The sequence below is a fragment of the Brevibacillus laterosporus genome, assembly GCA_007833815.1.
GTDB lineage: Bacteria > Bacillota > Bacilli > Brevibacillales > Brevibacillaceae > Brevibacillus_B > Brevibacillus_B laterosporus_D.
This window is the reverse complement of sequence record CP033464.1, coordinates 5,225,710-5,252,023: the sequence shown is the minus strand read 5'-3', so window position 1 is coordinate 5,252,023 and position 26,314 is coordinate 5,225,710. Positions and strand designations below refer to the sequence as shown.

20 protein-coding genes and 5 pseudogenes are annotated in these 26,314 nt (G+C 36.5%); 16 read left to right on the top strand and 9 right to left on the bottom strand.

All coding sequences use genetic code 11. The features are described from left to right. The first annotated feature begins 583 nt into the window (after positions 1 to 583). Together EEL30_25830 and EEL30_25825 are read left to right on the top strand one after the other, a co-directional pair. A complete protein-coding gene (locus EEL30_25830) occupies positions 584 to 2,425 on the top strand; it encodes a hypothetical protein (protein QDX95396.1) in 1,842 nt (613 codons plus the stop codon). Between the two features lie 215 nt (positions 2,426 to 2,640). Then, the gene (locus EEL30_25825; GenBank protein ID QDX95395.1) at positions 2,641 to 3,846 is read left to right on the top strand and encodes a DNA cytosine methyltransferase; all 1,206 of its coding nucleotides are present in this window, start codon (positions 2,641 to 2,643) and stop codon (positions 3,844 to 3,846) included. A gap of 348 nt (positions 3,847 to 4,194) precedes the next feature. Here the strand turns inward: EEL30_25825 and EEL30_25820 are convergent. Both EEL30_25820 and EEL30_25815 read right to left on the bottom strand, forming a co-directional pair. Then, positions 4,195 to 4,977 (bottom strand): annotated as a pseudogene (locus EEL30_25820) (AAA family ATPase). After that, positions 4,974 to 6,191 (bottom strand): annotated as a pseudogene (locus EEL30_25815) (IS21 family transposase). The pseudogenes EEL30_25820 and EEL30_25815 overlap by 4 nt, the downstream one beginning before the upstream one ends. A gap of 224 nt (positions 6,192 to 6,415) precedes the next feature. Here EEL30_25815 and EEL30_25810 point away from each other — a divergent pair. After that, a pseudogene (locus EEL30_25810) lies at positions 6,416 to 6,688 on the top strand (hypothetical protein). Between the two features lie 342 nt (positions 6,689 to 7,030). Here the strand turns inward: EEL30_25810 and EEL30_25805 are convergent. Then, positions 7,031 to 7,240 (bottom strand): hypothetical protein, encoded by a 210-nt coding sequence (locus tag EEL30_25805; GenBank protein QDX95394.1) that lies wholly within the window; start codon positions 7,238 to 7,240, stop codon positions 7,031 to 7,033. A 453-nt stretch (positions 7,241 to 7,693) separates the two neighbouring features. On the opposite strand from EEL30_25805, the gene EEL30_25800 reads away from it, so the two are divergent. The 5 genes and pseudogenes from EEL30_25800 (at position 7,694) to EEL30_25780 (ending at position 10,802) form a co-directional block, all read left to right on the top strand. Continuing rightward, complete coding sequence (locus tag EEL30_25800; GenBank protein ID QDX95393.1) at positions 7,694 to 8,113, top strand: hypothetical protein; 420 nt, start codon at positions 7,694 to 7,696, stop codon at positions 8,111 to 8,113. A gap of 362 nt (positions 8,114 to 8,475) precedes the next feature. Beyond that, positions 8,476 to 8,880 carry a hypothetical protein gene (locus EEL30_25795; protein ID QDX95392.1) on the top strand — a complete coding sequence of 135 codons (405 nt, stop codon included), beginning with the start codon at positions 8,476 to 8,478 and terminating at the stop codon, positions 8,878 to 8,880. A 198-nt stretch (positions 8,881 to 9,078) separates the two neighbouring features. Beyond that, positions 9,079 to 9,566 (top strand): annotated as a pseudogene (locus EEL30_25790) (transcriptional regulator). A 343-nt stretch (positions 9,567 to 9,909) separates the two neighbouring features. Next, positions 9,910 to 10,065: an aspartyl-phosphate phosphatase Spo0E family protein gene (locus tag EEL30_25785; protein QDX95892.1), complete on the top strand. Its 156-nt coding sequence runs from the start codon at positions 9,910 to 9,912 to the stop codon at positions 10,063 to 10,065. Positions 10,066 to 10,376: 311 nt separating this feature from the next. Beyond that, positions 10,377 to 10,802: a hypothetical protein gene (locus EEL30_25780; GenBank protein QDX95391.1), complete on the top strand. Its 426-nt coding sequence runs from the start codon at positions 10,377 to 10,379 to the stop codon at positions 10,800 to 10,802. A 73-nt stretch (positions 10,803 to 10,875) separates the two neighbouring features. On the opposite strand, the gene EEL30_25775 is transcribed toward EEL30_25780, so the two are convergent. Both EEL30_25775 and EEL30_25770 read right to left on the bottom strand, forming a co-directional pair. Then, positions 10,876 to 11,088: a hypothetical protein gene (locus tag EEL30_25775; protein ID QDX95390.1), complete on the bottom strand. Its 213-nt coding sequence runs from the start codon at positions 11,086 to 11,088 to the stop codon at positions 10,876 to 10,878. A gap of 918 nt (positions 11,089 to 12,006) precedes the next feature. Then, positions 12,007 to 13,350, bottom strand: coding sequence for a transposase (locus EEL30_25770; GenBank protein ID QDX95389.1), 1,344 nt, complete (start codon positions 13,348 to 13,350; stop codon positions 12,007 to 12,009). 449 nt (positions 13,351 to 13,799) lie between these two features. On the opposite strand from EEL30_25770, the gene EEL30_25765 reads away from it, so the two are divergent. Next, positions 13,800 to 15,263 carry a YdiU family protein gene (locus tag EEL30_25765; GenBank protein ID QDX95388.1) on the top strand — a complete coding sequence of 488 codons (1,464 nt, stop codon included), beginning with the start codon at positions 13,800 to 13,802 and terminating at the stop codon, positions 15,261 to 15,263. A gap of 412 nt (positions 15,264 to 15,675) precedes the next feature. Here the strand turns inward: EEL30_25765 and EEL30_25760 are convergent, their stop codons facing one another. Continuing rightward, on the bottom strand, positions 15,676 to 15,906 hold the full coding sequence (locus EEL30_25760) for a hypothetical protein (protein QDX95387.1): 231 nt from the start codon (positions 15,904 to 15,906) through the stop codon (positions 15,676 to 15,678). Between the two features lie 101 nt (positions 15,907 to 16,007). Then, a complete protein-coding gene (locus tag EEL30_25755) occupies positions 16,008 to 16,172 on the bottom strand; it encodes a hypothetical protein (protein QDX95386.1) in 165 nt (54 codons plus the stop codon). A gap of 302 nt (positions 16,173 to 16,474) precedes the next feature. Here EEL30_25755 and EEL30_25750 point away from each other — a divergent pair, with 302 nt between their 5' ends. The 3 genes and pseudogenes from EEL30_25750 (at position 16,475) to EEL30_25740 (ending at position 19,498) form a co-directional block, all read left to right on the top strand. Continuing rightward, on the top strand, positions 16,475 to 17,773 hold the full coding sequence (locus EEL30_25750; GenBank protein QDX95385.1) for an XRE family transcriptional regulator: 1,299 nt from the start codon (positions 16,475 to 16,477) through the stop codon (positions 17,771 to 17,773). Positions 17,774 to 18,219: 446 nt separating this feature from the next. Beyond that, positions 18,220 to 18,367: pseudogene (locus tag EEL30_25745) on the top strand (aspartyl-phosphate phosphatase Spo0E family protein). 423 nt (positions 18,368 to 18,790) lie between these two features. Beyond that, entirely contained in the window at positions 18,791 to 19,498 is a 708-nt protein-coding gene (locus EEL30_25740) for a hypothetical protein (protein ID QDX95384.1), read from the top strand. A 1,282-nt stretch (positions 19,499 to 20,780) separates the two neighbouring features. Here EEL30_25740 and EEL30_25735 read toward each other — a convergent pair. Together EEL30_25735 and EEL30_25730 are read right to left on the bottom strand one after the other, a co-directional pair. After that, positions 20,781 to 21,191 carry a CHRD domain-containing protein gene (locus tag EEL30_25735; GenBank protein ID QDX95891.1) on the bottom strand — a complete coding sequence of 137 codons (411 nt, stop codon included), beginning with the start codon at positions 21,189 to 21,191 and terminating at the stop codon, positions 20,781 to 20,783. 231 nt (positions 21,192 to 21,422) lie between these two features. Next, positions 21,423 to 21,653: a hypothetical protein gene (locus EEL30_25730; protein ID QDX95383.1), complete on the bottom strand. Its 231-nt coding sequence runs from the start codon at positions 21,651 to 21,653 to the stop codon at positions 21,423 to 21,425. A gap of 282 nt (positions 21,654 to 21,935) precedes the next feature. Here EEL30_25730 and EEL30_25725 point away from each other — a divergent pair, with 282 nt between their 5' ends. The 4 genes from EEL30_25725 to EEL30_25710 all read left to right on the top strand — a co-directional run bounded on the left by EEL30_25725 (position 21,936) and on the right by EEL30_25710 (position 26,147). Next, the gene (locus EEL30_25725; GenBank protein ID QDX95382.1) at positions 21,936 to 23,438 is read left to right on the top strand and encodes a malate:quinone oxidoreductase; all 1,503 of its coding nucleotides are present in this window, start codon (positions 21,936 to 21,938) and stop codon (positions 23,436 to 23,438) included. Between the two features lie 572 nt (positions 23,439 to 24,010). After that, complete coding sequence (gene hcp, locus EEL30_25720; GenBank protein QDX95381.1) at positions 24,011 to 25,306, top strand: hydroxylamine reductase; 1,296 nt, start codon at positions 24,011 to 24,013, stop codon at positions 25,304 to 25,306. 323 nt (positions 25,307 to 25,629) lie between these two features. After that, the gene (locus EEL30_25715; GenBank protein QDX95380.1) at positions 25,630 to 25,845 is read left to right on the top strand and encodes a hypothetical protein; all 216 of its coding nucleotides are present in this window, start codon (positions 25,630 to 25,632) and stop codon (positions 25,843 to 25,845) included. A 101-nt stretch (positions 25,846 to 25,946) separates the two neighbouring features. After that, the gene (locus tag EEL30_25710) at positions 25,947 to 26,147 is read left to right on the top strand and encodes a hypothetical protein (protein ID QDX95379.1); all 201 of its coding nucleotides are present in this window, start codon (positions 25,947 to 25,949) and stop codon (positions 26,145 to 26,147) included. Positions 26,148 to 26,314 lie beyond the last annotated feature (167 nt).

Sequence of the window (26,314 nt, the reverse complement as noted above, 5' to 3'; positions counted from 1 at the left end):
CTCCGTTTAGAATACCATGGTAGGTGAAAGAGAAAGAGATTTTATGTTTGGCTACTTGCAGATATTTTAAGGACAAATGATGAACTTTAAATGGACTAAAAGGGCACCAATAAAATCTGTTGTTAGACTTATCCCTGTTAATAAAAAAATCTATAAAAAACTAAAGCTACCAGTGTACTCCTGTATTCTATAGGAGGGCACTGGTTTAACCTTCGTTATTCTAAAAACAAATGGAGGTGGTCATTGCTTGATATAATTCATTCTCTGTTTTAAACTGAATAAAGTATGCTTGTTTTTTGAGAAGTAAAAAACAAGCATTTAGTTAAGCGGTTTCAATGTGAGAGTGATTACCTATTTTATCGAGCTGTCCTATTTAGTAGATGTACATCAAAGCGTGTATCGAAAGCAAGGATTCTAAATGGAGAATCATAATTAAAAAAGAATAAATAGATGGCAGTCTTAAGCGCATCAATCATTGAATTTTAATAATATAACTTATTCATTCAAATCTAATACGTTTTATTCAACTAAATCTGATATATTGAATTTTGTAAGTTCTACTAAAAAAAGAAGAGGGTATACTATGGTTTTAAAATATGATGAAAATAACTATGCTATTCTTTTAGGAAATATTAAACAAGCCTATCAAAATGGTGCATTTAAGAATAACTACATAGAATATATCACCTTTCCATATTACAAGAACCTTCAATCATTTACTACAATTAACTTTACATTTCCTTTTACTGTTTTAGTAGGAAAAAATGGCTCTGGAAAAAGTTCAACATTGCATGCTCTATATGGGTGTCCGCGAGGTTATTCGACAGGTAATTTTTGGTTTTCAACACACCTTGATCCCATACTTGAAACAGGGAATAGTCCGAATTGTTATTTTTACCAATACCAAGAGGATAGAGATAAGAAAGTCGTCCTGAAGACTAGAGTCACACGTAAAGGTTCGGATACTCATCGAGAAGATCCCGACTACTGGGAACCAAGTAGACCTCTAAAAAAATATGGACTAGACCCTAATAAGCGTGACCGACCTCTGCAAAAAAAGGTTATTTATATGGATTTTAGATCAGAATTGAGTGCATTTGATCAATATTTTTATTTTGGTGCACTAGACAAATATATTAGCTCAAAGACTAAACAAGATTATATACGTATTCAATCAAAAAAGCTTAAATCTGCAATTGAATTGGATAAGATATATAGTTTAAAAGGCGCGAAACAAAATGAATTAGTAAGTGAGTTAAATGAGAATGAATTAAAAATTATTTCGTATATTCTCGGAAAAGATTATACTTCTGGAAAAATTATTAAACATAAATTTTTTAGCACCTGGGGTACTTCGGTTATTTTAGAACACCATTCTTTTAAATATTCTGAAGCACATGCAGGGAGTGGTGAAATAGCAATAGTAAAACTTATCCACAAATTACTTAATGCAGAAGAAAATAGTTTAATACTGTTAGACGAACCTGAAGTTTCTCTGCATCCAGGTGCACAAAAAAGACTAAAAATATTCTTAATGGAATTGTTATTAAAAAAGAAGCACCAAATTATTATATCCACTCATTCTCCTAATTTCGTTGAGGGTCTACCAAAAGAAGCAATAAAACTGTTTACCAGTGGACTAGACTCTACCAAAGTAAAAGTTGTTGAAGATTGTTACTCTAATGAGGCGTTTTATACTTTGGGACAAACTACGTCTGATAAAGATAAGGTTAACATTATTGTTGAAGATGATCTTGCGCGTAATATAGTTACTGCGGTTCTTTCTACTTTAGGAGATGAGAAAGCATCACTTTTTAATATTAATTTTTATCCAGGTGGTGCACAAACTATAAAAAAAAGTTTAGTAAAACACTACTCTAATGATGAAGTGTCAAATGCCTTCATATTATTTGATGGGGATCAAACTCCAAAAATTAATATTTTAGATATTGAACAACTCCCTAAAATTAACTATAATACTGATTTCTTGGGTGACCATATAAAGAAAATTACTGGTATTTCAAATATAGAATTTGATATTGACGGTAATAATATCTCTGGTGTACGTATTGATCAGTTACTTCAGGCACAAGAAAAATATATTAAATTCTATGCATCCAATATTTATTATTTACCTTGTCAAACCCCAGAAGAAATTATTTGGAACGATGATGTTATAAATGATTTATTGCAATTTAATAAAGAAATCATTTATAACATAAGTAGTGCTAATAATTTTAAAGAAAAAATGAAAATAGCAAGTGATGCAATTTTTAAAAACATGGTTGATTCAGTTAACTCTCTTTCAAGTTTGCTGTTAACTCGTTGGATTCAAATTAATAGTAAGGAGAAGGAGCAAATTTCAAAAAATCTTATTAATATGTTAGAGAAAAAGGAAAGACTGGTTTTAACAGCTCTAAGCTAGTTATTTGAAAAAAATACTAGTTATTCTTTAAAATATTTTTTATAAAACAAATAGGCCTTATTGTATATGTGATTATAATATTTATATTCACTCTTATCTCTCTGGCTACCACAATATATATTGTGAAAAAATAGGAATTTATAGATTGTTGTTAATAAATAACGGGTTTCATTAAATTTCAACTGATATATTACAATTAACCTTATTTGCATAACATGGAGGCTAAGAGAGTGAAAAAACCGTTTACCGCTATAGATTTATTTTGTGGGGTTGGCGGGGTATCGGAGGCTCTAAAAGTACACTTTGATATTCTTTCTGCTGTTGAATTTGATCCTATTATTGCTAAATCATATGAAATAAATCATGGAGCTGCCCACTTGCAAATTTGTGATATTAGAACCCTTTCTGAGGGTAAATGGAATGAATTGGTGAATATAAAAAAAGGAGAGTTAGATTTATTAGTTGGAACACCACCCTGTCAAGGTTTCTCAAAACATTCAAGAAAGAAGACATCAGAGAATAATGATGACAGAAACAATCTAATCTTTGAGATTATTAGAGTTTCTAATATTTTTCACCCTAAATTCATTTTGTTTGAAAATGTTAATAATATCTTAAATTTTGGTGTTTTTCATAGTTTTATTTATCAACTTGCAAATATTAATCAACATGGATATCCAATTAATCCTAACTTGCCCTCATATCATATTAGGTATGAAAAAGTTGATGCTTTAGACTATGGAGTACCACAAAAACGTAAACGACTGATTTTAATGGCTAAAAGAATAGATATTTTCCCAGCAACATTCGCTATTCTGACAAAATCACAAAAATCAACACCCGTGGCATTAATTGAACTTAATATTTGGCCAAAGAAGAACCCTGCTCCTAAACTGGGCGATTACTTGAAAAACTTTAATTTAAATAATATTAAAGCTGGTGAAACGGATATCCATGATCCGTTGCATACAGCTTGCCGTTTGTCTCCAAAGAATTTATTGAGAATACAAGAAACACCTAAAAACGGTGGTAGTCGTAGTGATTGGCAGAATAAAGAACTAGTACTAGAATGTCATAAAAAGAAAAACGTTAGTTTTGGTGATGTATACGGTAGAATGGATTTTAATAGCTATGCCCCAACTATCACTTGTGGTTGTACAAAATATTCTAAAGGTCGTTTTGGGCATCCTATTGAAGATAGAGCAATAAGTTTAAGAGAAGCAGCTCTTATTCAAACCTTTCCAAAGAGTTATAAATTTACCGGAAATCTTGAGGGAATTGAGTATAAGGGTTCAAAAGATAAAATTGCAACGCAAATAGGAAATGCGTTTCCTGTATTGTTAGCTCATTCTTTCATAGAAGCCATATACACAGAATTAGAGTTGCTAAAAGAAAACAAAAAAGAGTATGTAACATTGTAAATAATGAATCATATTGGAGTAAGTGACGGTGTTAAAATTTTAGTTTCAATGCCATTAAACCAACAATTAATAATGGTCATTAGCTTTAAAAACTTTCAGTTCTGAGTCGAGAAGTTATGGACAACATTCGGGAAAGCAAAAGTGTCACTAGCAAGTAAGAAATGTAGATCTTACTGGGAATGTAAAATTATTTATATAATATATCCTATTAATTACAGTTTGAAGCGATGTTGGAGATCGCTCATTAGCAAGTTTGGAAGCGGGAACGCTTCCTTTTTTATTGCTCATTATAACAAAGATGTTAAATTTTGTATCATTGAGTCATAGCCCTTCATAATAAATATAGTGCTATGTCAAATGAAAGTCTTTTAAACAAATTGTATAAGGATGGATTCCTGCTTTTTGTTTTTCCCTAAGTCTATAAGAGTCTCCCTTTATATTAAATGTCATTGATTCATGCAATAATCTATCAAGAATAGCTGTTGCCAGAATGTCATCTCCGAAAAGTTTTCCCCATTCCATGTAAGATTTATTAGAAGTTAGAATAAGAGATCCATGTTGATATCGCTTAGAAATGACTTGAAAAAAGGTATTCGCACTGAGTTCATTAAAAGGAAAATAACCTACTTCATCAATTAACAAAAGGTCTCTGCGAACCCATCTATTGATAACACGGTCAAGCTGTCCTTTTTTCTCTGCCTTTCGGCATTCTGACATAAAATCATCTGCACGGATAAAAAGAGCTGAGTATCCTTTTGCAATAGCTTCCGTAGCGAGAGCTACGGCAAGATGTGTCTTCCCTACACCCGGAGGTCCCAAGAGCAAAATATTCTCTCCACTCGTGATGAAGCGGCAAGTGAAGGCTTCTTTTACTCGTTTTTCGTTGATACTTGGCTGAAAAGAAAAATCAAAATCATGAATTGTTTTTGTAAAAGGAAGCTTTGCTTTAAGTAATCTTCTTTGCAGAGAAACAAAATCTCTTGCTTCTAGTTCGTGTTGAAGAAGGGTGTCAAGAAACTCTGAATATGTTACATTATATTTAGATGCATCTTCTAGGAGACCATCTAGTTGGTCAGCAGTATATTGCCAACCAACTCTTTTTAATCAATCAATAAGTAGGCGAGTGGTCATTTTTGTTCTCTCCCTTCTAATTGTTCATACACCTGAAGAGAACGTTGTTCTATTTCAAGTGGGGTGGGTTGAATGTGATTGGGCGGCAAACCTTTTATGATCACATTCAGCCCTTTATAATGATCAAGCTGCATATGGATATGTGCTTTTCCAGTAAGAATAGGATGTTTGGCAATACACTCGTTTTCATCATAGATTTCAATATGATGGCGAGTGTTTCTTTGATTTTCACCTTCTGTCCAGCAAAACGGAAAGGAACAGAGTATTTCTTTCCCTGATAGGAAATAAAGCAGTCCTTACTTACTTCCCGAACTTCCCAGTGACTAATAGCAAATAGAGGTTTTGTTCCCCAATGTACTAATCGTTGCTGCTCGACTTCAAAGCGTTTCAAAGGTGATTCTTGAGTAGTTTGATTCACTTTCTTATTTGTCACTTTATGTAGCCATCCCCGTACATCTTCATTTAATGCTCGAAGAGTAGGTTCATGTTTTCTTTGCATAAAATTCTTCTTCAAATAGCCTACAACATTTTCTACTTTACCTTTGGATTGTGGACGCTTAGGGCGACAAGCTTTCGGCACAATTCCGTAGTAAGCAAGAAAATCTTCAAACTTTCGGTTAAAACGAATTTCTAGCGGTGTATGCTTCAACACAACCGTTTTCATGTTGTCATATAGAATTTGTTCAGGAACTCCATTGAAGTAGGCAAATGCATTCATATGACACTTCATCAACGTTTCTAGATCCATATTGGTAGTAAACTCGATGTATTTCAAACGAGAATAACCAAGGACTATGACGAAGGCATAGACATCTCGTTGGACTCCCTCCACTTCATACTTTCCAACATAACCCCAATCCATTTGAGCTTGTTTTCCAGGTGGTGTTTCAAACCTTACGGTTGCTTGTTTTTTCGGCTGTTTCCTGTAAAGTCTTACGAAGTCTCTTAGAATTGTTACTTTGCCTTGATAACCCATCGTTGTTATCTCATCAAGTAAAACTGAGCAGTTTGTTGTTCCCTCATTTAATCTTTGTAGAATATAGGATTTGAAAGGGTCAAGTTTACTTGGTTGCTTTTCAACTGGTGCTTTTTCGGGCAGTTTATCTTGATATAAATATTTACGTATTGTTTTAGGATCAAATCCTGTCAGCTTTTTGTGTCCATCCTTTTTGGTGTAACTCTCTAATCATAAAAAATTCCCCAATCTTGACCATAGCTTCTCTACTCCACAGTGAAAGTTTTTATAGCTATTGTCCGTTATTTATAGGTAATTTGGAACCGTTGATAGTAGGGATTTTAGCACCGTTACTTACATGAAAAATCAAGGATTTAAATATCTGTGGGGAATTTATCCAAACTGGACATTTAATATATCCAATTAATATGTGAGAAACCTTACCTCCTAGGGGGTAGGGTTTCTAAAAGGGGAACTGTTGTTATGAAAAATTGTAATACTTCTTTTTGTTCTATCTATAATAGCAAATTTAGGATTTATTTTGTTGATAGTAGTAGATTTTTCCCTTGGTATCGCAGTGTCTACTGGTTACAGTGGGGATTAGTTTTTAATTTTTTGATAATGGTTTACTTTATTTCTCTTCTGTTTACTTATTATGAAGTAGTAAAGGTGAAATCTAACAAATTATTTATTGGTGGTGTTTCATTCAATATTATCGGACTAATTCTATTCTTGATCTATAGGAATAGTTTATAGTGGATGAATGATAAAAAAGATGCTGTTTGGGCTTGGTTCTAATTATAATTTCATTAATGTGAAAGGGAACTATGCAGGTCATATAAGATTACGGTTTACCACCACTGAAAATTATTATATTCACGGTCAGTATATAAAGTGAAAACTTGTAAAATTAATTTACCGTCCAAAATTCGGACGTTTTTCTTCCTGAACTGCTACGAAACCTATTTTTGTTATAATAAGTCATACAAAAAATTGTCCATTCAAAGAGGCGACTTAAGTATCAAAAGTGAGATTGATCTCTCAGCCTGCTAAGTTCAAGGAGGTCTATTTCTTTTGCTTACTAAACCTCAATATGTCCTACGAAATAAATACATAGCCAGCATCTGCTTCATATTGCGGATTCCTCACCGTAACCCTATCATGCATATCACTAATTCTTCTTACTCGCACCGTAATACTAGTTGGGAGTGTAGTATCATGGAATCCTCTGACCTTAATTTCTGCATTCAAGAATCCTGAATTAACTTGGATACTATATGGGAAATCTCTACCATGTCGAACAGTAATGCTTTACTGTGGTTCATCGTACCCTATGGCACGAATTGGAAATATGTGGCTGTCTGGTGCTTACGAGAAAAATTTCAAACCTTTTTGGGTTTCATAGTGTCTGTGAGGGCGATTCTAAGCGAATTAACTTTTACTTTAGCGGTTGTTTACCCTATCATTGAACTAACGTGGCAGGATTAGTTGAACAAGATAATGTAGTAAGCTGATAATAAAAAGAGACCATTTTATGGGAGGAGAAAAGCATTGGGATTATTTGCTGGAATAGCTATTGTACTTATTGTATTTTTTTCTTCAAGCATAATCGAAAAAAGATTAAAGTCAATTGAAAAACAAAACGATCGTGTAATAGAAATTTTAGAAGAAATAAGAGATAAAAAATAGAGATTTAATTAGCGGAAGGGTGCTTTACTACAAGCTCCTAAAGCATTGGATAGGAACGAATACAATAAGTTAATGAGAGAAATAGAAAGGACAGGAAACAAGCGGGATTTTGCAATTGTGGTAACTCTGCTGTACACAGGATTACGAGTAAGTGAACTTGTCAATCTTGATCAATCAGACGTTGAAAGTAGTGAACGTAAAGGAGAACGAACGGTAAGAACAGGGAAGGGCAACAAAGAAAGAGCAATTCCGCTGAATGCAGAAGTAAGAAGGGCAATAAATAGATACGTAGAGGAACGATCTGACAGTAACGATGCATTATTTCTAAGTAATCGACAACAACGTATTTTTACAGCATTGATAAGAGACAATCAGGATATAGATGTTATTAAATCATTGAGCGGTCATAAGTCAGCGGATATGGTGTTACGCTATAGCAAGCCAACAGAAGAAGACAGAAAAAGAGCGGTTGAGAATTTGTTTATAAAGTAAGCTATCCTACATGGATGGCTTTTTCTGTTTCATGATGACTGGATATAGTTCTTGGAAGGGGGATAGTTTACATCCATTCTGCATGTCCAATATGGGGCTGAACACTTCCATAGCTCCACCCTAGATGAAGAATTTACGATTCGACTAATAGACACCATCATAATGTCTTCTTCATCCCTCTTCTCATTGAATAGCTCCTCTGCTTCGTTTTTATTTCTAACTATTAAGTTCATCTAGACTCCATTTTAACTACAGATAAACTCCAGAATGAACTGATACATTATAAACAACGAAGGACATGAACATATGAAATTCACTTTATATACCTTCAAAAACACCAAACATTTAGGAGGAGTTTCTCAATGAAAAAGAAACTAATGGCAGCTACAATGGTTTTTGCTCTATGCGCTATGGCAAGCTCTGCTTTTGCATCTCAAGGTGTAACTGGTCAAATCAAAACAAATGTAGGTACTCCATCAAATGTAAGTATCTCAAATGCAGTTAACTCAAATGTAGCTAACTTTGGTGCAACTGTAGCTGTGTCTGAGATATCTACTGCTGAGAAAGCTAAACAACTAGGAATTACCTTGGATGAATTAATGAAATATTATACAAAATATTATCAACTTAATGTAAATAAACCTAATCAAATTATGACACAAGCAGAAATGGCTAAAAAACAAGCAGAACAAAAAAAATCACCCATTTATCAATTAATTCAACAATGGGAACAAAAGCAAATGATGCAAGTGATTAATAAAAAGTAGAGCAATTTAGAATTGTTATGAGATAAGCTGTCCTGAAAGGATGGCTTTTTTTGCTTTAGTTGAACCCATTGACTAAAGGAGGGGGAATATTTTACATTCACACCCTACCCTCAAATATCTATCCGAGGCTGAACACTTCAATAGCTCCGCCATAGATGAAGAATTTTACGTTACGATAATAGATGCCATCATCTTTTGAGAGACGGAGAAGAAATAGCCTACTATGTTGACTTTTTATCCCTCGAAGAACAGATAACTTTTTATTATCGCATGGCACTTCACGCACATAATATTAAAAAGTATGAAAAGTGTATTAAATTAGGTCAAACGGGGATGAATGAGGATAAAACGAAAATAATGATCTTAAAGAAAGTGTAGCATTGGCAATGTGTAACTCTTACGCAGAACTTGAAGACCATATTAGTCTGCGTTCACATTTAGATGAATGTGAAAAAAAGGAATATCGTTTTATTATTGAATGTATAAATTATTATCGAGCGATTATTCTTTCACAAAGAGGTGATTATGAAAAAGCCATTCCTTTGTTGCAGGTATGTTTAGAAGAGGTTAAAGGCATTAGACGCTTGTATCGATTAAACAGGCTGTTAGAAGCTCTATCTAAAGCAAGAAATATCGAACTAATCAGAGAAATAATACAGTCTGAGGAAAACCATTTTTCATTTCATCTGGAATTTTTCATTTCATCTGGAATTTTTCAGTGGACGCCACACTTTTTAAAAGAGTGGTGTCCTTTTTATTTATAACAAAGTGCGGATTATGTAATAATTTGTAAAATTTTGTTGAACGTTTCGATTTTTTTTATTTTGCAGAAAAAAACAATACGATTGGTAAAATATTACATAGGAGGAAGGGACGGGGTATCATCTTCGGATTATATGATTTGTTAACTAAAAGGAGCGTTCCCATTAGTTTGCACACCATCGGAACGCCCCCACCTTGAGGAACAAAAAATGTTTCTCAAGTTTAATTTACCACTCACTTACAAGTGAAGAAAGTAGAAAGTTTCAGATTAACAAACGATTTAAGAAGATTATTAAACGCCTCCGTCAAGAATTAGAGCAGTTGTATTGTAAAGAAGGTTCGTTTTCAAGTCCAACAGTATTACAGATGAGTCAACAACTAGATGAGTCTATTGTTGCCTTTCAAAAGCTTACAAAACATTAAACAGGTTTGTCGGATATGAGAATAGACTGTACGGAAACCTGCGGAATCCTTTGGGATAAAATGAGCCGTTTTTCAGCTATTCATGAAGGTATCAAAGCCAGTATGATATTACACCTAATGTGAAGTGTTATTTATGAATTTGTGGGATTTGGAAAAGAAAAAGTTGTTGAAAGAAAAGAAGAGTCAAGAATGGGGAGAACGAAAAGTTCAGCCCATGCTTATCTTTAACTTTTACTTCCGTTGTTACCGCATCATCTACTAGTACAAATGTAGTGCAAGATACAGAATATTTTGATCCAAGTCAACATAATATGCAGTTTGATGAAAAAACAGGCTGGTATGTTGATTCTGCTGGAAGGACAGTTTATGACCCGATAAACTTTAGACTTGTCATAATTGAAGCAGATGTCTATTTAGACTTAAAAACCAAGAAGATCGTCCCATTAGAAACACACAAAGGTATTATCGAAGAACAAAAGGTTGTCAGCGCCACTCTTAAAGCTATTAAAGGTTTCGGTAAAATCGTAAGAGCTGGTGGATGGGTGCTTGAGAAGACCATAGGCTTATGGAGCAAATCTAAGGCGGATTTAGTAAGGAAGTACTCAAGAGAAATTGCAGATGCTTGCGAAATGGTGGAAGCTGGCACTAAGAAGGCTATGATAAAAGCATTAAAGAGATTTAACGTACCAGAGGATGTAGCAAAGGATATTACTGATATCATTTTCTGGTTCATATAATTTAATTGAATCATAACAAGGAAGGTGAGATGAAAATGAAGAGATATCCTTGGTTAAATGCTTCTGTTTTCTTTTACATTCTTGGAATAGTCGTAGCTGGTGTCGCAGTTGGCACTTTAATCCATGCTGTATTTTTCTGTTTAATGTCTCTAATATTTGACATAAGAATAGAGTCCTTTTTTTCTGTGATTTCTTTTTCGGTAAGCGTGTATCTACTGATAATACCATCTTTTTTGTCCAGTTTTATCACTTCCGTGATCAATACAAAATTAGCTGTAAGTGGCATAAAATTAAGACTTCTAGAAACTGTAGTATCTTTCGTGCTTTACTACTTTTCAGTATCTTTTTTAGAAGCTATGTATTCAGGAATTTCTATTTCACCAATGGGAATTGTAGCATTTGCGTTAATTTACGCTTTGTTAATAAGATACGATGAACTCTATAATTACTTGAAAAATAAAATAATATCATAATAACTTACAACTGGAAAAATTTATCTTATACTTATAAAGAGGTTATGAGTGGAATGGTAAAACCTAACAAAGTTTTTGATGAGAAAAGTAGTTCTGCTTGGGGAACTGATCTGTATACAGTTTCGGTTACATCAGTTGAAAATATGTCTGGTAAAGTATCAGTAAAAATTGCAGAAAACAAAAGCGAAATAGATTAAGAAACCTTGGAGCTTTACTTCGGGTCAAGATAAAATGTCTGGCAGTCTATCAGTTCGTATCGGTAATACACTAGAAGAATTACAAGACTAGGTTTAACATTTGGAAATTGGTAGTCACGAAAACAAAGTAATACACAAGGGTTCCCAATAATTTCATATGTGTAAACTTAACGTTGTAACGTCCGAATCCCCATAATTCAGACGTTTTTATTGTGTTAAATAAGCTCTGTGTGTTAGTTGTAAGATTAATAGAGGACTAGTTACTAATAAGAATGCCCATGATTCTTGAAATATAGAGGATTCATGGGTATTCTTCATTAGTATTAAAGTTTCAAACAGTAATAACTACCTTCTGATCATAACCAACTATGTTCTTAGATACAGTACGGTGAACCATATCACAAGTGGAGTAGTAAGTAAATTATTTCATTTAATTTGATACATGAATCAATTTCATAAAGGCTTTTTCCAAAAATAATTAGACTATCCCTACGGGATTAATGCTGTTTTTTTGAAAAAATTAAGCTGCTACTTTCATCCTACTTGCCAGTTCCTACGAATTCGATCCACTGCTAACTTGGATGCATTATAAACAAGAGTAACCAAGTCAAAATGGACTTTTGCCCTCTTTCCTGTGCGATATCGGACATTGTTTAGCTGAAAGAACTCCTTCAAATAAGCATGTACTCGCTCTACGGCTGTTCTCTGGTCATATAGTTCTTCCCACGTTTTTGTTCCTCTGGCTGGCGCGGTGTACTTTCGAAGATCGGTTTCAGCCTTAATTTTATAGACTTTTTGACAGAGAGAATCCTGATTCAATGGACAGTCTTTACATTCTTTTGGCCGTACAAATTTCAACGTTTTGTACTTCTTATCATAACTGTCGTAACGATAAGAGCATTCTCGGACACAAGTTGGCGCAAAATGTGAATCGAATCCAACCATTTCTCCTTCATTCCGCTTGTTGTAAGCAATAATCGCTTGTGCGTTCATTCGTCCGATTTGTTGATAGATCGGGACATAGTCATATCCCGCATCCATGATTGCATATCGCATGTGATTGGGCAGGACAGTTTGAATTCCTTTCAACAAAGGAATCGCTGCTTTCCCATCGTTCATACTTCCAGAGGACATGAGGGAGCAAAGAATATATTGACTTTTCGTACTGACTGCAAGATGAGCTTTGTATCCAAACCAAAACATGTTCTTTCCATCACTATTTTTCTTTATTCCCCAAGCAGGTTTGATAGGAACTTGGTACCGTAGGTCCTCCAACGTCACATCCAGTTGAGCTGCAATGGTTTTTTCATATAAGGACTTCTGGGCTTCCTTTTCTTGCTTTTGCTTGTCGTAGATATCTTTTTCTGCTTTTGATTTACGTCCACGTTTTTTCAATTCTGGTTTCGTCTTTTTTTCTTTTGCCACACCTCGATCACGGGATTCAAAATGGGTTGCATCGATGGCAATTGCTTCATCGCCTATGAACCCTTCCTGTATCGCTTGCAACAGTAACTTGTCTTGGACTTTATTGAGGTGTGCTGTTTCAGAAAGCTTCTGAACGAGACGAGAGTACGATGCCTCGGAAGGAAGATTGTCAGAAAACAGAAAACCGCATTCCATTCGAAAGATAAAGTCATGTTTTAGTCGTTTTCGTAAATCTTTCACAGTGGGAATTCGTTCTACGATTCGAGCGACCAGAGAATATAGCATGGCAGCATAATTCAACTCGGTAGGAGCACCATAGATCGACTTTTTGGAAATAGAGAAAAGAAGCGGTTCAATGTCAAGAGTGGAGAAAATAGCCTCAAAACGTTTGGGAGGTTCTAAGTCGAATAATTCCTGTATATCAAATAGGCTTCCTTGTTTTATAATAGACATTGGGAGTCACCACCACCTCTTAAGTTTGGGTCGCACTTAACTTATTAGAGATTTGGGGAGGTACTCCTTTTTCTATGCTCAAAAACTCTTGGGCCCGTAGGGCTCTGATTTATGAAATTGATTCACATAATAAAATGATCCCATTAAGGGTATCTGCTTCAATTCAAATCTAGGGGCCGTGCGAAGATATAATGGTGCCTGTCACCATCCGGGAGTATGCCGATGTTTTCGTCAAATCCCGGGCAGTGACAGGCAATCAACTTTACTTAAAGGTGCTTATCTTTGTGTGGAAACGGTATAATAAATTGGTAGAAGTAGACATTAAAAAGGGGCTGCATTGAGTTTTATAGAATGTAGATAACTAAAATAACATAAAATGCTTATGATTTTTGTTTCATATGAGAGAAAAAACTATTATACAAAAAGACAAAAGAAGAAAAGGAGAAACTATGACAAAGAGTAAAGAAACAGGATGGAACTTAGACAACAGTTATGCCCGACTGCCAAAATCATTTTTTTCCAGCATTAACCCAACTCCTGTACGCTCACCGAAGTTGATCATTCTAAATAATCAGTTGGCAACATCCCTGGGTTTGAACGTTCAGGCGCTGCAAAGCGAAGATGGCGTAGCGGTGCTTGCTGGAAACCAGATTCCCGAAGGTGCTTCGCCTCTTGCTCAAGCTTACGCCGGGCATCAATTCGGGCATTTTAACATGTTAGGGGACGGCCGAGCTGTGCTGCTAGGAGAGCAGATCCCGCTCCAAGGTGAAAGGGTTGATATTTCGCTTAAGGGTTCAGGTAGGACTCCATATTCCCGCGGGGGTGATGGTCAAGCGGCACTTGGACCGATGCTACGCGAATACATCATCAGCGAAGCCATGCATGCGCTTGGTATTCCTACCACCCGTAGTCTAGCGGTGGTGACAACTGGTGAGTCAGTAATCCGCGAAACCGAGCTACCTAGTGCAATTCTGACCCGTGTGGCTGCCAGTCATCTGCGCGTCGGTACCTTTCAATACGTTGCAAAATGGGGCACAGTTGAGGAACTCCGGATACTGGCTGACTATACACTAAAGCGTCATTTTCCAGACGTTGAAGCTGATGAGAGCAGATATCTTTCGCTACTTCAGGAAGTGATCAAGCGTCAGGCTGAGCTTATTGCCAAATGGCAACTGGTTGGCTTTATTCATGGGGTGATGAACACCGACAACATGACCATTAGCGGAGAAACCATCGATTATGGTCCTTGCGCCTTCATGGATGCCTATGATCTGGAAACGGTATTTAGTTCCATTGACATTCAAGGACGCTATGCCTATGGCAATCAGCCATTTATTGCTGGATGGAATCTTACGCGATTTGCTGAAACCCTATTGCCACTGTTGCATGATAATCAGGAGCAGGCTGTCAAACTGGCCCAGGATAAGATTTCAGATTTTACTGAGTTGTATCACTCTAATTGGCTCGCGGGAATGAGAGCAAAACTGGGGATTTTTAACGAAGAGACACAGGATGAATCCCTTATTAATGACCTTCTCAGTATGATGAAGAAGCATCGTGCGGACTATACCAATACCTTCCGCGCATTAATTTTTGATACGCCGGAGGATACGGTCCTATTTGAGACCCCAGAATTCGCTCAGTGGCATGAGCTATGGCAGGCGAGATTAGGCAGACAGCAGGAATCGAAAGACTCCTCGAATCAGTTGATGCGGGACAGCAATCCTGCGCTAATCCCACGGAACCACCGGGTAGAAGAGGCACTAGAAGCCGCAGTGGAACAAGGAGACTACAGCGTGATGGAACGGCTTTTGGATGTTCTTTCAAACCCTTACGCGCACTCCACCGAACAGGCTGAATACTCCACACTGCCTACGTCAACAACACCTTACCGAACCTTTTGCGGTACTTGATATATAAGCATTAGAGAAATTTGGAACGGTTCTTTCTGCTTTTCTCAATCAAGTTGACGCTTTGTCATGGTTTACTAGTAGTACAAAATAATGCTACCCATTTCTTGAGGTAGCATTATTTTAGTTTATGATTTTTCCCTTTCCAGTAAGGGTCAGTTACAGGTTTTGGAAATAGGATGAGATGGTAAGGTAAACCGTACCATAAATAGGCACAATGTTTATAGGGAGAGATGTATCGAAGAACAACACAATGTTCTCGATACAACGCTCTTTAATGTTGTTAGAAAATTTTATTGTAATACGATTGATAATCGAGTGCAGTAAATCTTTTTGTTTCTCAGGTGACACGTAAAAAGTACCTGTGAGAAATTAGTAAGAATGTTTTGTATCTGATCTACCGAAACTTCTTTTATCATAGGTTTGGATAATTCATGGTTTCCTTTGTTTTTTTGAGGGTTGCAAGTTCCTTCTCATACAGCTCAAGCTTCTCTTTAACGATATAAGAAGAAACCTTGTCTCTCTCAAAGAGCATGAAATATTTTTGAATGTTAGCCTCTACTTTACTTATCTGTTGGTCTGTATAAGAAAGTTGTTGGACTAGTGGTTCTTGAAATTTTATAGTTAACCTTTTGTATAATACCATCCAGTAGAGTTTTATTAGTTGTTATTTCCTCAAGTTTTTTAAACACTGTCTCTTCTGCATAATCAACGTTGATTAAGTTTGATTTACAAATTGCTGATCCTTTAGCGTGAAAATTGCTGATAATATCGAATGTAGTATGTATCTGACTTGGACTTTTTGACCTTATGTGAAATCATTGCATGACTACACATGGGGCAACGTAACAATCCAGTCAGGGGGAAATGACCTGTAAATACTTTCGATGATTTTCCAACAGTTTGTTCCATTCTCTTTTGCACTTTGTGCCATGTATCGAGGTCTATAATTGGTTCATGCTCACCATTTACATAAATTGGATTTAGATTTTTACCTAATATAGTCCGTACTCCTCTTTTTTGGTACCCTTTAATGAAAGAAATATTTTATTAGAGATATTAATAATCCTCGACTTTTAATATCCCTTTTATAAAAGAAAGTAAATCAATCTATTATTTTTTGTTGTTATTTACAAATATATACAATAAAGTCAGAATCAAGTTAAGATTGATAAAGGAATCAATAGGTTTATAAATTATGGAAGGGGATTAACATGAGTGTAAGTTTAACTTTCACAACGTTGGGGGAACTGATAAAGAGAAAAAGAGTGGAAATAGGCATCAGTTTGTCAGAAGTGTCCAGAATAACTGGGATCAGTAAAGGGGTTATTTCTAAAATAGAAAGTGGTGAAACAAAAAGTCCAGAGTTGAGGACTTTGAAACCTATCGCAGATGTTTTAAAAATTCCCTATGAAGACATAATTGAATATAGCATCCAGATAGAACGCCGTTATGGATTATATGATGACTTTTTATCAGAGGCTATTGAAATTTCCAATCCTTCTTTGATTAATAAAGTAGCAATCAAATTCCTAGAAAACATTAGGAAAGAAACATGCTCATCGTTAGACCATTTGTATACACTTGCAAACACTAGTACAAACAACGATGCAAAGGTAACTCTTTATACCATTATTGTTGCGTACGCCAGAGTGCATGGACTACCCTATTACATAGCCAAAGGGTTGTATCAAAAATACTTAATTGAGAGAGAAGATTTAAAACGTTTGGAAGAATCGTTTAAAGTAGGAGAAGAAGTTCTGCACTATGTTGATTTTCTTTCCCAAGAAGAAAAGATAACATTCTATTTTAGAATGTCGTTACATGCTCATAATATAAAAAAATATGACAGGTGCATTGAACTTGGTCGAACAGGATACAATTCAGATTTAGGGACAAGTACGCTTAAGCAAAGAGTAATTTATGCAATGATCAACTCTTTTATTCATACTGGAGATTTTCAGTCCGCAGAGCAGCATTTAGAAGTGTCAGAAAGTTTAAACTATACATTCATTGAGGAGCGTTCTAAATTCATAAGAGCTAACATATATTTTGGAAAAGGTGAGTATGGGAAGTCAATTCCAATTCTTCAAGAGTGTTTATTAGAGGCTACAGATGATACTCGTGTTCATATCTTAAATGACTTGATGGAATCATTTTTTAAGTTGGGAGAGTTAGAATCAATACAGACATTATTAGCTACAGAAGAAAAGTCAATCTGTTTGGGTGTGAATACACCTCATAAACATCGAGAAATAGGAAGATTTTTTAAACTAAAAAGCGCTTGGCAAGTCGAAATCGGTAAGTATAATGATGCAATATCTTCTTATTTAAGGAGTGTGGTATCTTATGAGCAAATTAACTCTAATGAAGATATTCATCATGCTATAGGTGAAATTTTATCAATACATTATTTATATCAAAAACCAATTGATTTAGACCTTTTAGGGAAGCTGGTTGAGGTTTATAATGTCATCAACAAGAAGTCTAATGATAAAAAGGTGGTAGTGTAATGAAAAAGATAGTAGTAGCAACATCCGTAATTTTAGCCTCATTGTCATTGGCGTTTTTATTTTCAATAGAAAGGCAAACCGAGAATCAAGTAGTTTCAGGACACATCAAAGTATATACAGGAGACCCCGGTCATTAATTATTTGAAACTTTCAGACGCTCATAATAGCGTCTTTTTTTTATGAAAATTTGCATTTCTTAACAAAATGTAAAGGCGTTTCTTCGAGAAAAAAATAAAGGTAGTCCCTGCAACTAATGGTAAAATAATACATAAGAGGAAAAAGGGAGGTGGTTGCTATTAGCTTTTGCTTTATGATGATACAAAAGGGCGTTCCCACTGTCGCTAAACTTACGGGAACACCCCCACCTTGAGCAACAAAGGTTGTTACTCAAGACCATTTTAACACTCACTTACAGAATATGAAAACAGAAAATTCCCAACTAGAACATGATTTTACAGAAGCTTATTGAAGTCCTACGCCAAGAATTAGCACAGTTGTATTCAATTAAAAGGTTCATTTTTACACCCAACCGTAATACAAATGAGCCAACAACTAGATGAGTACATCGTTATGTTTCAGAAGATTAGATGCTAGTTGGTCGATATGAATAGGCAGTACGGAAAACTTTACGAAACCCTGTTGGGATAAGTTAATTAGCCGTGGTTCAGCTATTCACTAAAGACCTCTAGGAGGTTTACAACATGTTAATATGGGGTGATTCATTTATCGAGGATGACATTATAGATGTACAGAAATGAAGGTTTTAAGAGTCTTACCTTTTATTAAAGAATGAGCTTATCCACTCAATAACTAGAGCAATTACAGTTGAAAAAATAAGTAATTTGAAAAAAGCCATCCAAAAATCTGTTGGAGCGATATTAATAATTCCTATAACTAGAATTATTAAAAAAACTAAAACGCTTGGTCTAAAAAAAAATGCTTTCACGTTAACATCACCTCAAAAACATTTTACCACTTTGTTCCAAATAAACAATAAAAAATTAGGAGTGTATTTTAATGGAAAAATCATTGATTAGTTCTATTGTAATGTCTGCTGTGTTAGTTACTGGTTTAGTTCAACCGACTTTTGCAACAGAGAATGAAACAAAACAAACCATTCCTCAAAATACAAAAGAATTATCCTTTTTAATGGAATCTGGTGCGCTAAACAGAGATGGAACAGTAGTACAAGCATTAAGAGCTGAAGAGATTAAAAAAGCTCTTGCAGAAGGGGAACTAAAAACATCAGGAAAGATTGATGGAGAAAAAGCTATAAAAGTTCATGAGTTTGAGGATGGAAGTAAAATCAGAGTGACTACTCATATGACTACTGAACCAAGCTCAAATAGAGGAATTAGTACACAAGCAAAAGAGGAGAAGGAGGAAAAAGTTACCGGTTACACGACCTATACATTAGAAAGCGCAATTGGGGTTGAGTTGTGGACTTATACACTTTATCAAAAAGTAAAAATCAAAAAAGAAAAAGTTACATGGTACGAAAAAAATCCTTATACAAAGTGGAAAACGAGTAATATTTTAAATGCTTGGCATCTTGATCACGAAAACTATTATAATGACCCAGAGGGCAAAAACGTAAGAGCGATAGTTAATGCTAAATTAAGTTGGGGAATTAGAGACATAATTAATTTGCAAAATATAAGCCTTAAAGGAGAATTACTAGTTCGTGGTGATGGTACTTATGTTGGTGGTTGGCAAGAGCTATAGAATAAAATGAAGTCTCTATAGATGGTTCCTGATAATTCATATGAGTAAACTTAACGTCCGAATCCCCAAAACTCGGACGTTTTTACTTGTGTTAAATAAGCTCTGTGTGTTAGTTGTAAGATTAACCAACAAAGTGTAGCCTCTTCATTAATAGAGGACTAGTAACTAAAAAAAATACCCATGATTCTTGAAATATAGAGGATTCATGGGTTAAAGTTTCAAACAGTAATAAACTACCTTCTGCTCATAACAAACTATGTTCTTAGATACGGTACGGCGAACAAAGACTATAAAATAAAGCCTTTGTTCGCCGCTGTTTTTGTTGAACCAACGATCCCCGTTAGATCAATGCTTAAATAGATATGATCCAAGGCCCATTGATTTTTATCTAATAACTGTTTCGGCAGGAGTAAACGCCTCATATTCATTATAATATGTAGTAATTTCAGTTATAAACCAGTTCTTTCTATATGGTTCTGGGTTCTTTTTTACCGTAACTACTTTTTGGCCTTTACCGTAGTTTCCTTCAGAAGTTAGTAATTCGTATTCTATTGTAAATTAGGCCTCGGTATCACTTATCTTTTCTTCTTTTACGAAACGGACATTATCAACCCACGGACTTGATCCGTTAGCTTAATGCGTTTGTCGTGATGACATGTCTCCTTGAACCTCTCATGGCTAAAGCCACGAGATTCCTGCGCTATCACATCCAACGAAGTGAGAATTAGCAGGCTATCCCCGTAGTCCCTACGGTTATTGAAAAAAAGTGTACGTTGGACTCTTCTCTCTGACCTACTGCTTGGTTTTCGCTTTTCGGTCAGAGAGGACGAAGGTGCTTGAATGTTTTACGTCACAAAGCATTCCTTATGGCAACCCCATACATTCAGTTTTCAATGAGCAATCTATACAAGATTAGTATACCTGTTCTTGTTAGTTATTCAAAGAAGTAGTCGGACAATTAACGTGTCAGAAGACACGCTTTCTCCGAAGCCGTTTCATCTCATGATTAAAATGACGAGTGTTCTCGGCTAATTCATAAAACCGTACCTAGCGGAAGCGTTATTGCTCTTAAAGTATAATGTTTGTGTCGTTTTATTTGCGACACAAACTTGGTTCTTAAAAATAAAAACCCTTAAAGGTTAAGGTTTGAGTGCTCAGTTATAGAACCATTATTGTGTCGCCAGACAATGTACGAAGATATTCAAAATATCAGGCAAAGAAACTAAAAGCAAAAGCCTCTCGATCAAACGGCGCAGCTTGTATGCTGCGCCGTTTACTCTTATTACCGCATGACCACCCGCACTTGTCCGCGTATTTCCCCATCGGGGTGCCGCTCGGTATGAACATTGACGTAGGTGTTTCCGGCATTTATCTGTTGAATCAAATCGGACAATGGTCTGCCCGCTAACGGACCCACTAAATTGCTTGCCATGATCGTTCCTTGCACCGTTCCCCGATCGACGCTAATCCCTTGTGTCTTGCCATACAGAAATACAACGACCGGTCCATTCTCTCGCGGTCCTCCTAGATGGATATGAGCTTGCGTCATATTTTGGATATCGTAAACGCTTAACTGATAAGGGATTCTATGCTGATCCGCACTAATCCTAAAAGTAGCCTGCCCAAATGCCATTGTTCGTACAGGTGGAACCCCTTTTTCTCCCCGCAAATTGGCTACATAATCGGGTATGATGATCACCTCCAAAACCATAGATATATTCACACTATTCCTATGCATAGATGATTGCTTGGATGGTTGCCTATTTGTTTACCAAAGAGAGGATATATCTTTTTAAATCAGCATATCCTCGTGTCGGATTTCTTGCGAATAGAATAGCCATTCGCAAGGATTCAGGAACGAAAAATACGTTCCTGAATACCTCTTTTTACTAAACTATTGAATCCCGTTAGTTGAGTAAATACCTTAATTATCAAGAAAAACAGACACTTCGTTTGTATTCTTGTTTACCCAATCATTAATCTTATCGGGAGCTTTGGGATTGTTGAAATCGAGTTCGGTTACTTTGGCGTGGTAAAACGCCTGAATGGTTTTCATGAAATCACTGTGAAACGGTGTTCCTTTACGTAACCAGCGCAGAGCCATACCACAAGTAACGGCGAAAATTAGAGGGTGTCGGTTCACTAATAACGGCAAACCAAAGCCTCAACCCTTGCAAGAAGCTGGGTTAAGGCTTTGGTTTTTGTGTGTTCCTAGGGCCTTGTGGACGGAGTTCTCACTTTTTTACCAGCTTTAAATAGTTTATAATCATCAGATAACAGTAGATATTTTAATCTATAAATAATTATAATAGACTATGGTATGGTTATAATTGAGACAGAAAAGGTGTGTTCCTAGGTAGCCCCTGGCTTTTTGTGACACCTAAGCAGGAGCGCCTACCTCTCTTTTTTGCCAATATAGGGGATAAGGAAGGTTATAATGAGTAGCATACAGAAAAAAACAGACGTTATCTTAATAGGTGCCGGAGTCATGAGCGCGACTTTGGGATCATTACTGAAAGAGTTAGCACCGGAATGGGAAATCAAAGTGTTTGAGAAACTCCCAAATGCAGGAGAAGAAAGCTCTAACGAATGGAATAATGCGGGTACGGGCCATTCTGCACTGTGCGAGCTTAACTATACATCCGAAAAATCTGACGGATCTATAGATATTAGCAAAGCTATAAAAATTAATGAACAGTTTCAGCTTTCCAGACAGTTTTGGTCTTATCTTGTAAACAGCAATTTGATTGGTAATCCGCAGGACTTTATCATGCCAATACCTCATATGAGTTTAGTACAAGGGGAAAAAAATGTAACGTTTTTGAAAAAACGTTTTGAAGCGCTGTCAAACAATCCCCTGTTTCAAGGGATGGAATTTTCCGATGATGCTGAAAAACTGAAGGAATGGCTTCCGCTTATCATGGAAGGCCGTACATCGAATGAACCGATAGCGGCAACAAAAATCGACTCTGGAACGGATGTCAACTTTGGTGCTTTAACACGCATATTGTTTGACCACTTAAAGAGTAAAAACGTCGAGATAAACTACAAGCATAGTGTTAAGGATATGAAACGTACTAGCGACGGCTCGTGGGAAGTAAAAGTGCTTGATATCGATAGCGGTAAAATCGAATACCATACTGCAAAATTCGTCTTTATCGGCGGTGGGGGCGGAAGTCTGCCTTTACTACAAAAAACCGGTATTCCTGAATCAAAACATATTGGAGGATTCCCGGTAAGCGGACTATTTATGGTATGTAAAAATCCGGAAGTTGTAGAGCAGCATCATGCAAAAGTATACGGTAAAGCTAAGGTTGGTGCTCCTCCAATGTCTGTTCCGCATCTTGATACAAGATATATCGACAACAAAAAATCATTGCTGTTTGGACCGTTTGCCGGCTTCTCACCAAAGTTCTTAAAAACTGGTTCAAATTTTGATTTGATAGGTTCCGTAAAACCGAATAATGTCTTCACTATGTTGGCGGCAGGCGCAAAAGAGATGGCATTGACAAAATACCTGATCCAGCAAGTTATGTTATCGAATGAAAAGCGCATGGAAGAAGTACGCGAGTTTATTCCGAACGCCAAAAGCGAGGATTGGGATATAGTGGTAGCGGGCCAACGTGTGCAAGTTATCAAAGATACTGAGGCCGGCGGCAGGGGAACACTTCAATTTGGTACGGAAGTTGTTAGTGCCGCTGATGGCTCGATAGCTGCATTGCTTGGGGCTTCTCCGGGTGCTTCTACTGCCGTTCACGTTATGTTTGAAGTATTAGAAAAATGCTTCCCACAACATATGAAAGATTGGGAACCGAAAATAAAAGAAATGGTTCCTTCTTATGGCGTGTCACTAGTGAAAAACCCAGAGCATTTCCAGGAAATTCATACTTCAACAGCGCAGACGCTTGGTCTAAGCGAAAAACAACCCGTCTATAGTTAATTCTTTGGATCTAGAAACAAAGGTATTTAAAGAAAAAATGTAAGCAACATTTTTCATTAATGGACAATTGTTTCTATGATGAAGAGATTGAAAAGGCAATGATTGAAAAAAACAGAGATAAAATAAAAAATTTCATAAAGAATTGAGTAAACCATAGAATATCATTGAAAATAAAACATAACCAAACCCTTCGAATAGAAAGAAGGAACGACAAAAGAAAGATCAAAAGCATTGAATTTTAATGAAATAAGGGATACCCCTTTTCACTAACTAACCCCTTCTGCGATAGGTGCAGAAGGGGATTTTTGCATTGATAAAAAAGCACAGTCAGTCAAGGGAACATATTGTGGTTATTATCTAAATCTATATCATCAATATAATTTCATACGGAAAAATAATTCAGTCAGGTTTGAGATAAGCAAGGGGGGACCACTCCACGAATGGTTAGTTTTTTTAGAACCCACTCGCTTGTCACTGTTTCGCCACCCTTTTTGTGAGCCGTATCACATCGAATATGATGGCCGATCTTTATAATCAACTCATAAAGAGCAGAAGAAAAAGGAGAGATCGTGATGTTCTGTTACCAGTGCGAACAAACCCCAAGCGGCGGTTGCAAGGTGATCGGTGTCTGCGGGAAAACAGAGGAATTGGCCAGCATTCAAGACACGATCATTTTCGCGTTAAAAGGGATTGCGGCGTATGCCACGCATGCTCGCCAACTGGGTTATATCGACTCCGAAGTGGATGGCATCACCCAGGAAGCGCTATATTTTACCTTGACTAATGTTAACTTTAATCTGGACGAACATCTAAAAATGGCGATGAAGGTAGGGCAGGCCGCGATCAAGGTGATGGAGCTATTGGACAAAGCCCATACCGAGCACTTCGGCATTCCCCAGCCTGTAACCGTATCGCAAAATAAAATCGACGGCAAATGCATTGTGGTTACTGGACACAATCTGTTCGCGCTGGAGGAATTGCTGAAACAGACAGAGGGGAAGGGCATAAACATTTTCACTCATTCCGAGATGCTTCCTGCCCACGGATATCCTGCCTTGAAAAAGTACCCACATTTGAAAGGAAACATCGGCAAAGCATGGTACGACCAACGACGACTGTTCGAGGAGTTTCCGGGGGCAATTCTTGCGACAACAAACTGTGTCATGCCGATTAAAGGCAGTTATGCTGACAGATTTTACTCCTATGATGTCGCCGGGCTGGAGGGAGTAACTAAGATTGAAAACGACGATTTTTCTCCACTGATCGAAAAAGCACTCTCCTTGCCAGAAGCAAAAATCGAATCCGATCAAACTTTAATCACCGGATATCATCACGAGACGGTTTTGGGGTTAGCGCCGGAAATTATCGATGCTGTAAAAGCAGGCAAGATCAAACGCTTCTTCGTGATTGCAGGGTGTGACGCACCGGGGAAAGGCGGCGAGTACTACCGGGAATTGGCCACTTCTTTACCAAAGGAAACGGTTATTCTTACCACGTCCTGTGGAAAGTTCCGTTTTAATGATGTGGACTTTGGAACAGTGCCAGGAACCGATATTCCCCGCTATATTGATTTGGGGCAGTGCAACAACTCTGTATCTACAATCAAGATCGCAGCGGCTCTGGCAGAGGCGTTTGGCTGCGAGGTAAACGATTTGCCGGTAAGCATCGTGCTTTCATGGTTTGAGCAAAAAGCAGTGGCTATCCTGCTCGGGTTGTTCAGCATGGGAATCAAGGATATCCGGATTGGTCCAAAGCTGCCTGAATTTATTCAGCCAGGCGTGCTCACGGTCCTGCAGGATTTGTTTAACGTAAAGCTGATCGGACATGCGCAGGAGGACATGAAGCAGATGATGGAGATTACCCAATAAAAAAACTTTTCTACAAACCACAAAGACAGTCCGAAACTTCCTTCAAAAAGTTTTGGACTGTCTTTCTCATTTGACAAAGAGCAGTTGATAACTTGTTTATTAAGTAAGCTGTCCTTAATGGATGGTTTTTAGTTTTCACGATAAATAATATAGCTCATGGAACTCAACATGTTCACATATTAATATGGCGCCGAACCATTTCAGAAGTCCACCTTATAGTAATGACACAGAATCGGATTTGATTAAGGCATTCGGTTCATCTAAGTACAGATATTCAGATAGATGATGAAAAGAATTTGAAATTGAAATGGGGGAAATAATTCATGAACATGAAAAAGCTAGCTGGAACTATTATTTGTTCGGTTGCATTAGTAACAAGTGGGTTTTATTTTTTGACACCAGCAAAAGTAGTAAAGATAGAAGCAAAAGTAGTAGGATATGAAAATGTGGAAGCATTAGAAAATGAAGCAGAGTATATTGTAGTGGGATACCTTGAAAAGGATTTTTCAGAATATGAGCCAACTTTTACCTATACTTAGAAACTGATACAAAGGTTATTCCTGTACTTCAAGATGCTGTCTATGTAGAAAGCTCTTCTAAATATCAAGACGATCTAGAAACAATAGAGGGCTTTACACCTATGGAAAAAGGAAAAGAGTACCTTCTGTTCTTAAAAAAAGCTCATGACGGTCAAAGCTATAGTCTGTTAGGGGTATACCAAGGTAAGTTTAATATTAACGGGTCTGATAGCAAGGAAAAAGGCTTTGCATCAGAAAACAGACACTATCAAAAACTAAAAGATGAAGTTGAAGAGAAATATAAAGATATTTTTGAGAAGTAAACATTTTTGAAAGGTTAGGTCCGAATCCCTAAAATTTGGGCGTTTTTTTGTTTAGCCTCCTCACAACTATCTATGCGTGTAGATACGGTACGGTGAACCCCGAAACAAACAACCCCACTGTAAAAATATATTTTAATAGAGTACCTTCTTCTTAATTTGTTATAATT

Bases quoted from the DNA above. Each gene is read 5' to 3' on its own strand.
- EEL30_25795 (QDX95392.1), top strand. From the start codon at position 8,476: ATGAAAAAGAAACTAATGGCAGCTACAATGGTTTTTGCTCTATGCGCT.
- EEL30_25765 (QDX95388.1), top strand. From the start codon at position 13,800: ATGACAAAGAGTAAAGAAACAGGATGGAACTTAGACAACAGTTATGCC.
- EEL30_25755 (QDX95386.1), bottom strand. From the start codon at position 16,172: ATGGAACAAACTGTTGGAAAATCATCGAAAGTATTTACAGGTCATTTC.
- EEL30_25710 (QDX95379.1), top strand. From the start codon at position 25,947: ATGGAAAAAGGAAAAGAGTACCTTCTGTTCTTAAAAAAAGCTCATGAC.
- EEL30_25830 (QDX95396.1), top strand. From the start codon at position 584: ATGGTTTTAAAATATGATGAAAATAACTATGCTATTCTTTTAGGAAAT.
- EEL30_25750 (QDX95385.1), top strand. From the start codon at position 16,475: ATGAGTGTAAGTTTAACTTTCACAACGTTGGGGGAACTGATAAAGAGA.
- EEL30_25740 (QDX95384.1), top strand. From the start codon at position 18,791: ATGGAAAAATCATTGATTAGTTCTATTGTAATGTCTGCTGTGTTAGTT.
- EEL30_25775 (QDX95390.1), bottom strand. From the start codon at position 11,088: ATGCCACTTACAGCTAATTTTGTATTGATCACGGAAGTGATAAAACTG.
- EEL30_25760 (QDX95387.1), bottom strand. From the start codon at position 15,906: ATGGTATTATACAAAAGGTTAACTATAAAATTTCAAGAACCACTAGTC.
- hcp (QDX95381.1), top strand. From the start codon at position 24,011: ATGTTCTGTTACCAGTGCGAACAAACCCCAAGCGGCGGTTGCAAGGTG.
- EEL30_25780 (QDX95391.1), top strand. From the start codon at position 10,377: ATGCAGTTTGATGAAAAAACAGGCTGGTATGTTGATTCTGCTGGAAGG.
- EEL30_25800 (QDX95393.1), top strand. From the start codon at position 7,694: ATGAGAGAAATAGAAAGGACAGGAAACAAGCGGGATTTTGCAATTGTG.
- EEL30_25715 (QDX95380.1), top strand. From the start codon at position 25,630: ATGAACATGAAAAAGCTAGCTGGAACTATTATTTGTTCGGTTGCATTA.
- EEL30_25770 (QDX95389.1), bottom strand. From the start codon at position 13,350: ATGTCTATTATAAAACAAGGAAGCCTATTTGATATACAGGAATTATTC.
- EEL30_25725 (QDX95382.1), top strand. From the start codon at position 21,936: ATGAGTAGCATACAGAAAAAAACAGACGTTATCTTAATAGGTGCCGGA.
- EEL30_25825 (QDX95395.1), top strand. From the start codon at position 2,641: ATGGAGGCTAAGAGAGTGAAAAAACCGTTTACCGCTATAGATTTATTT.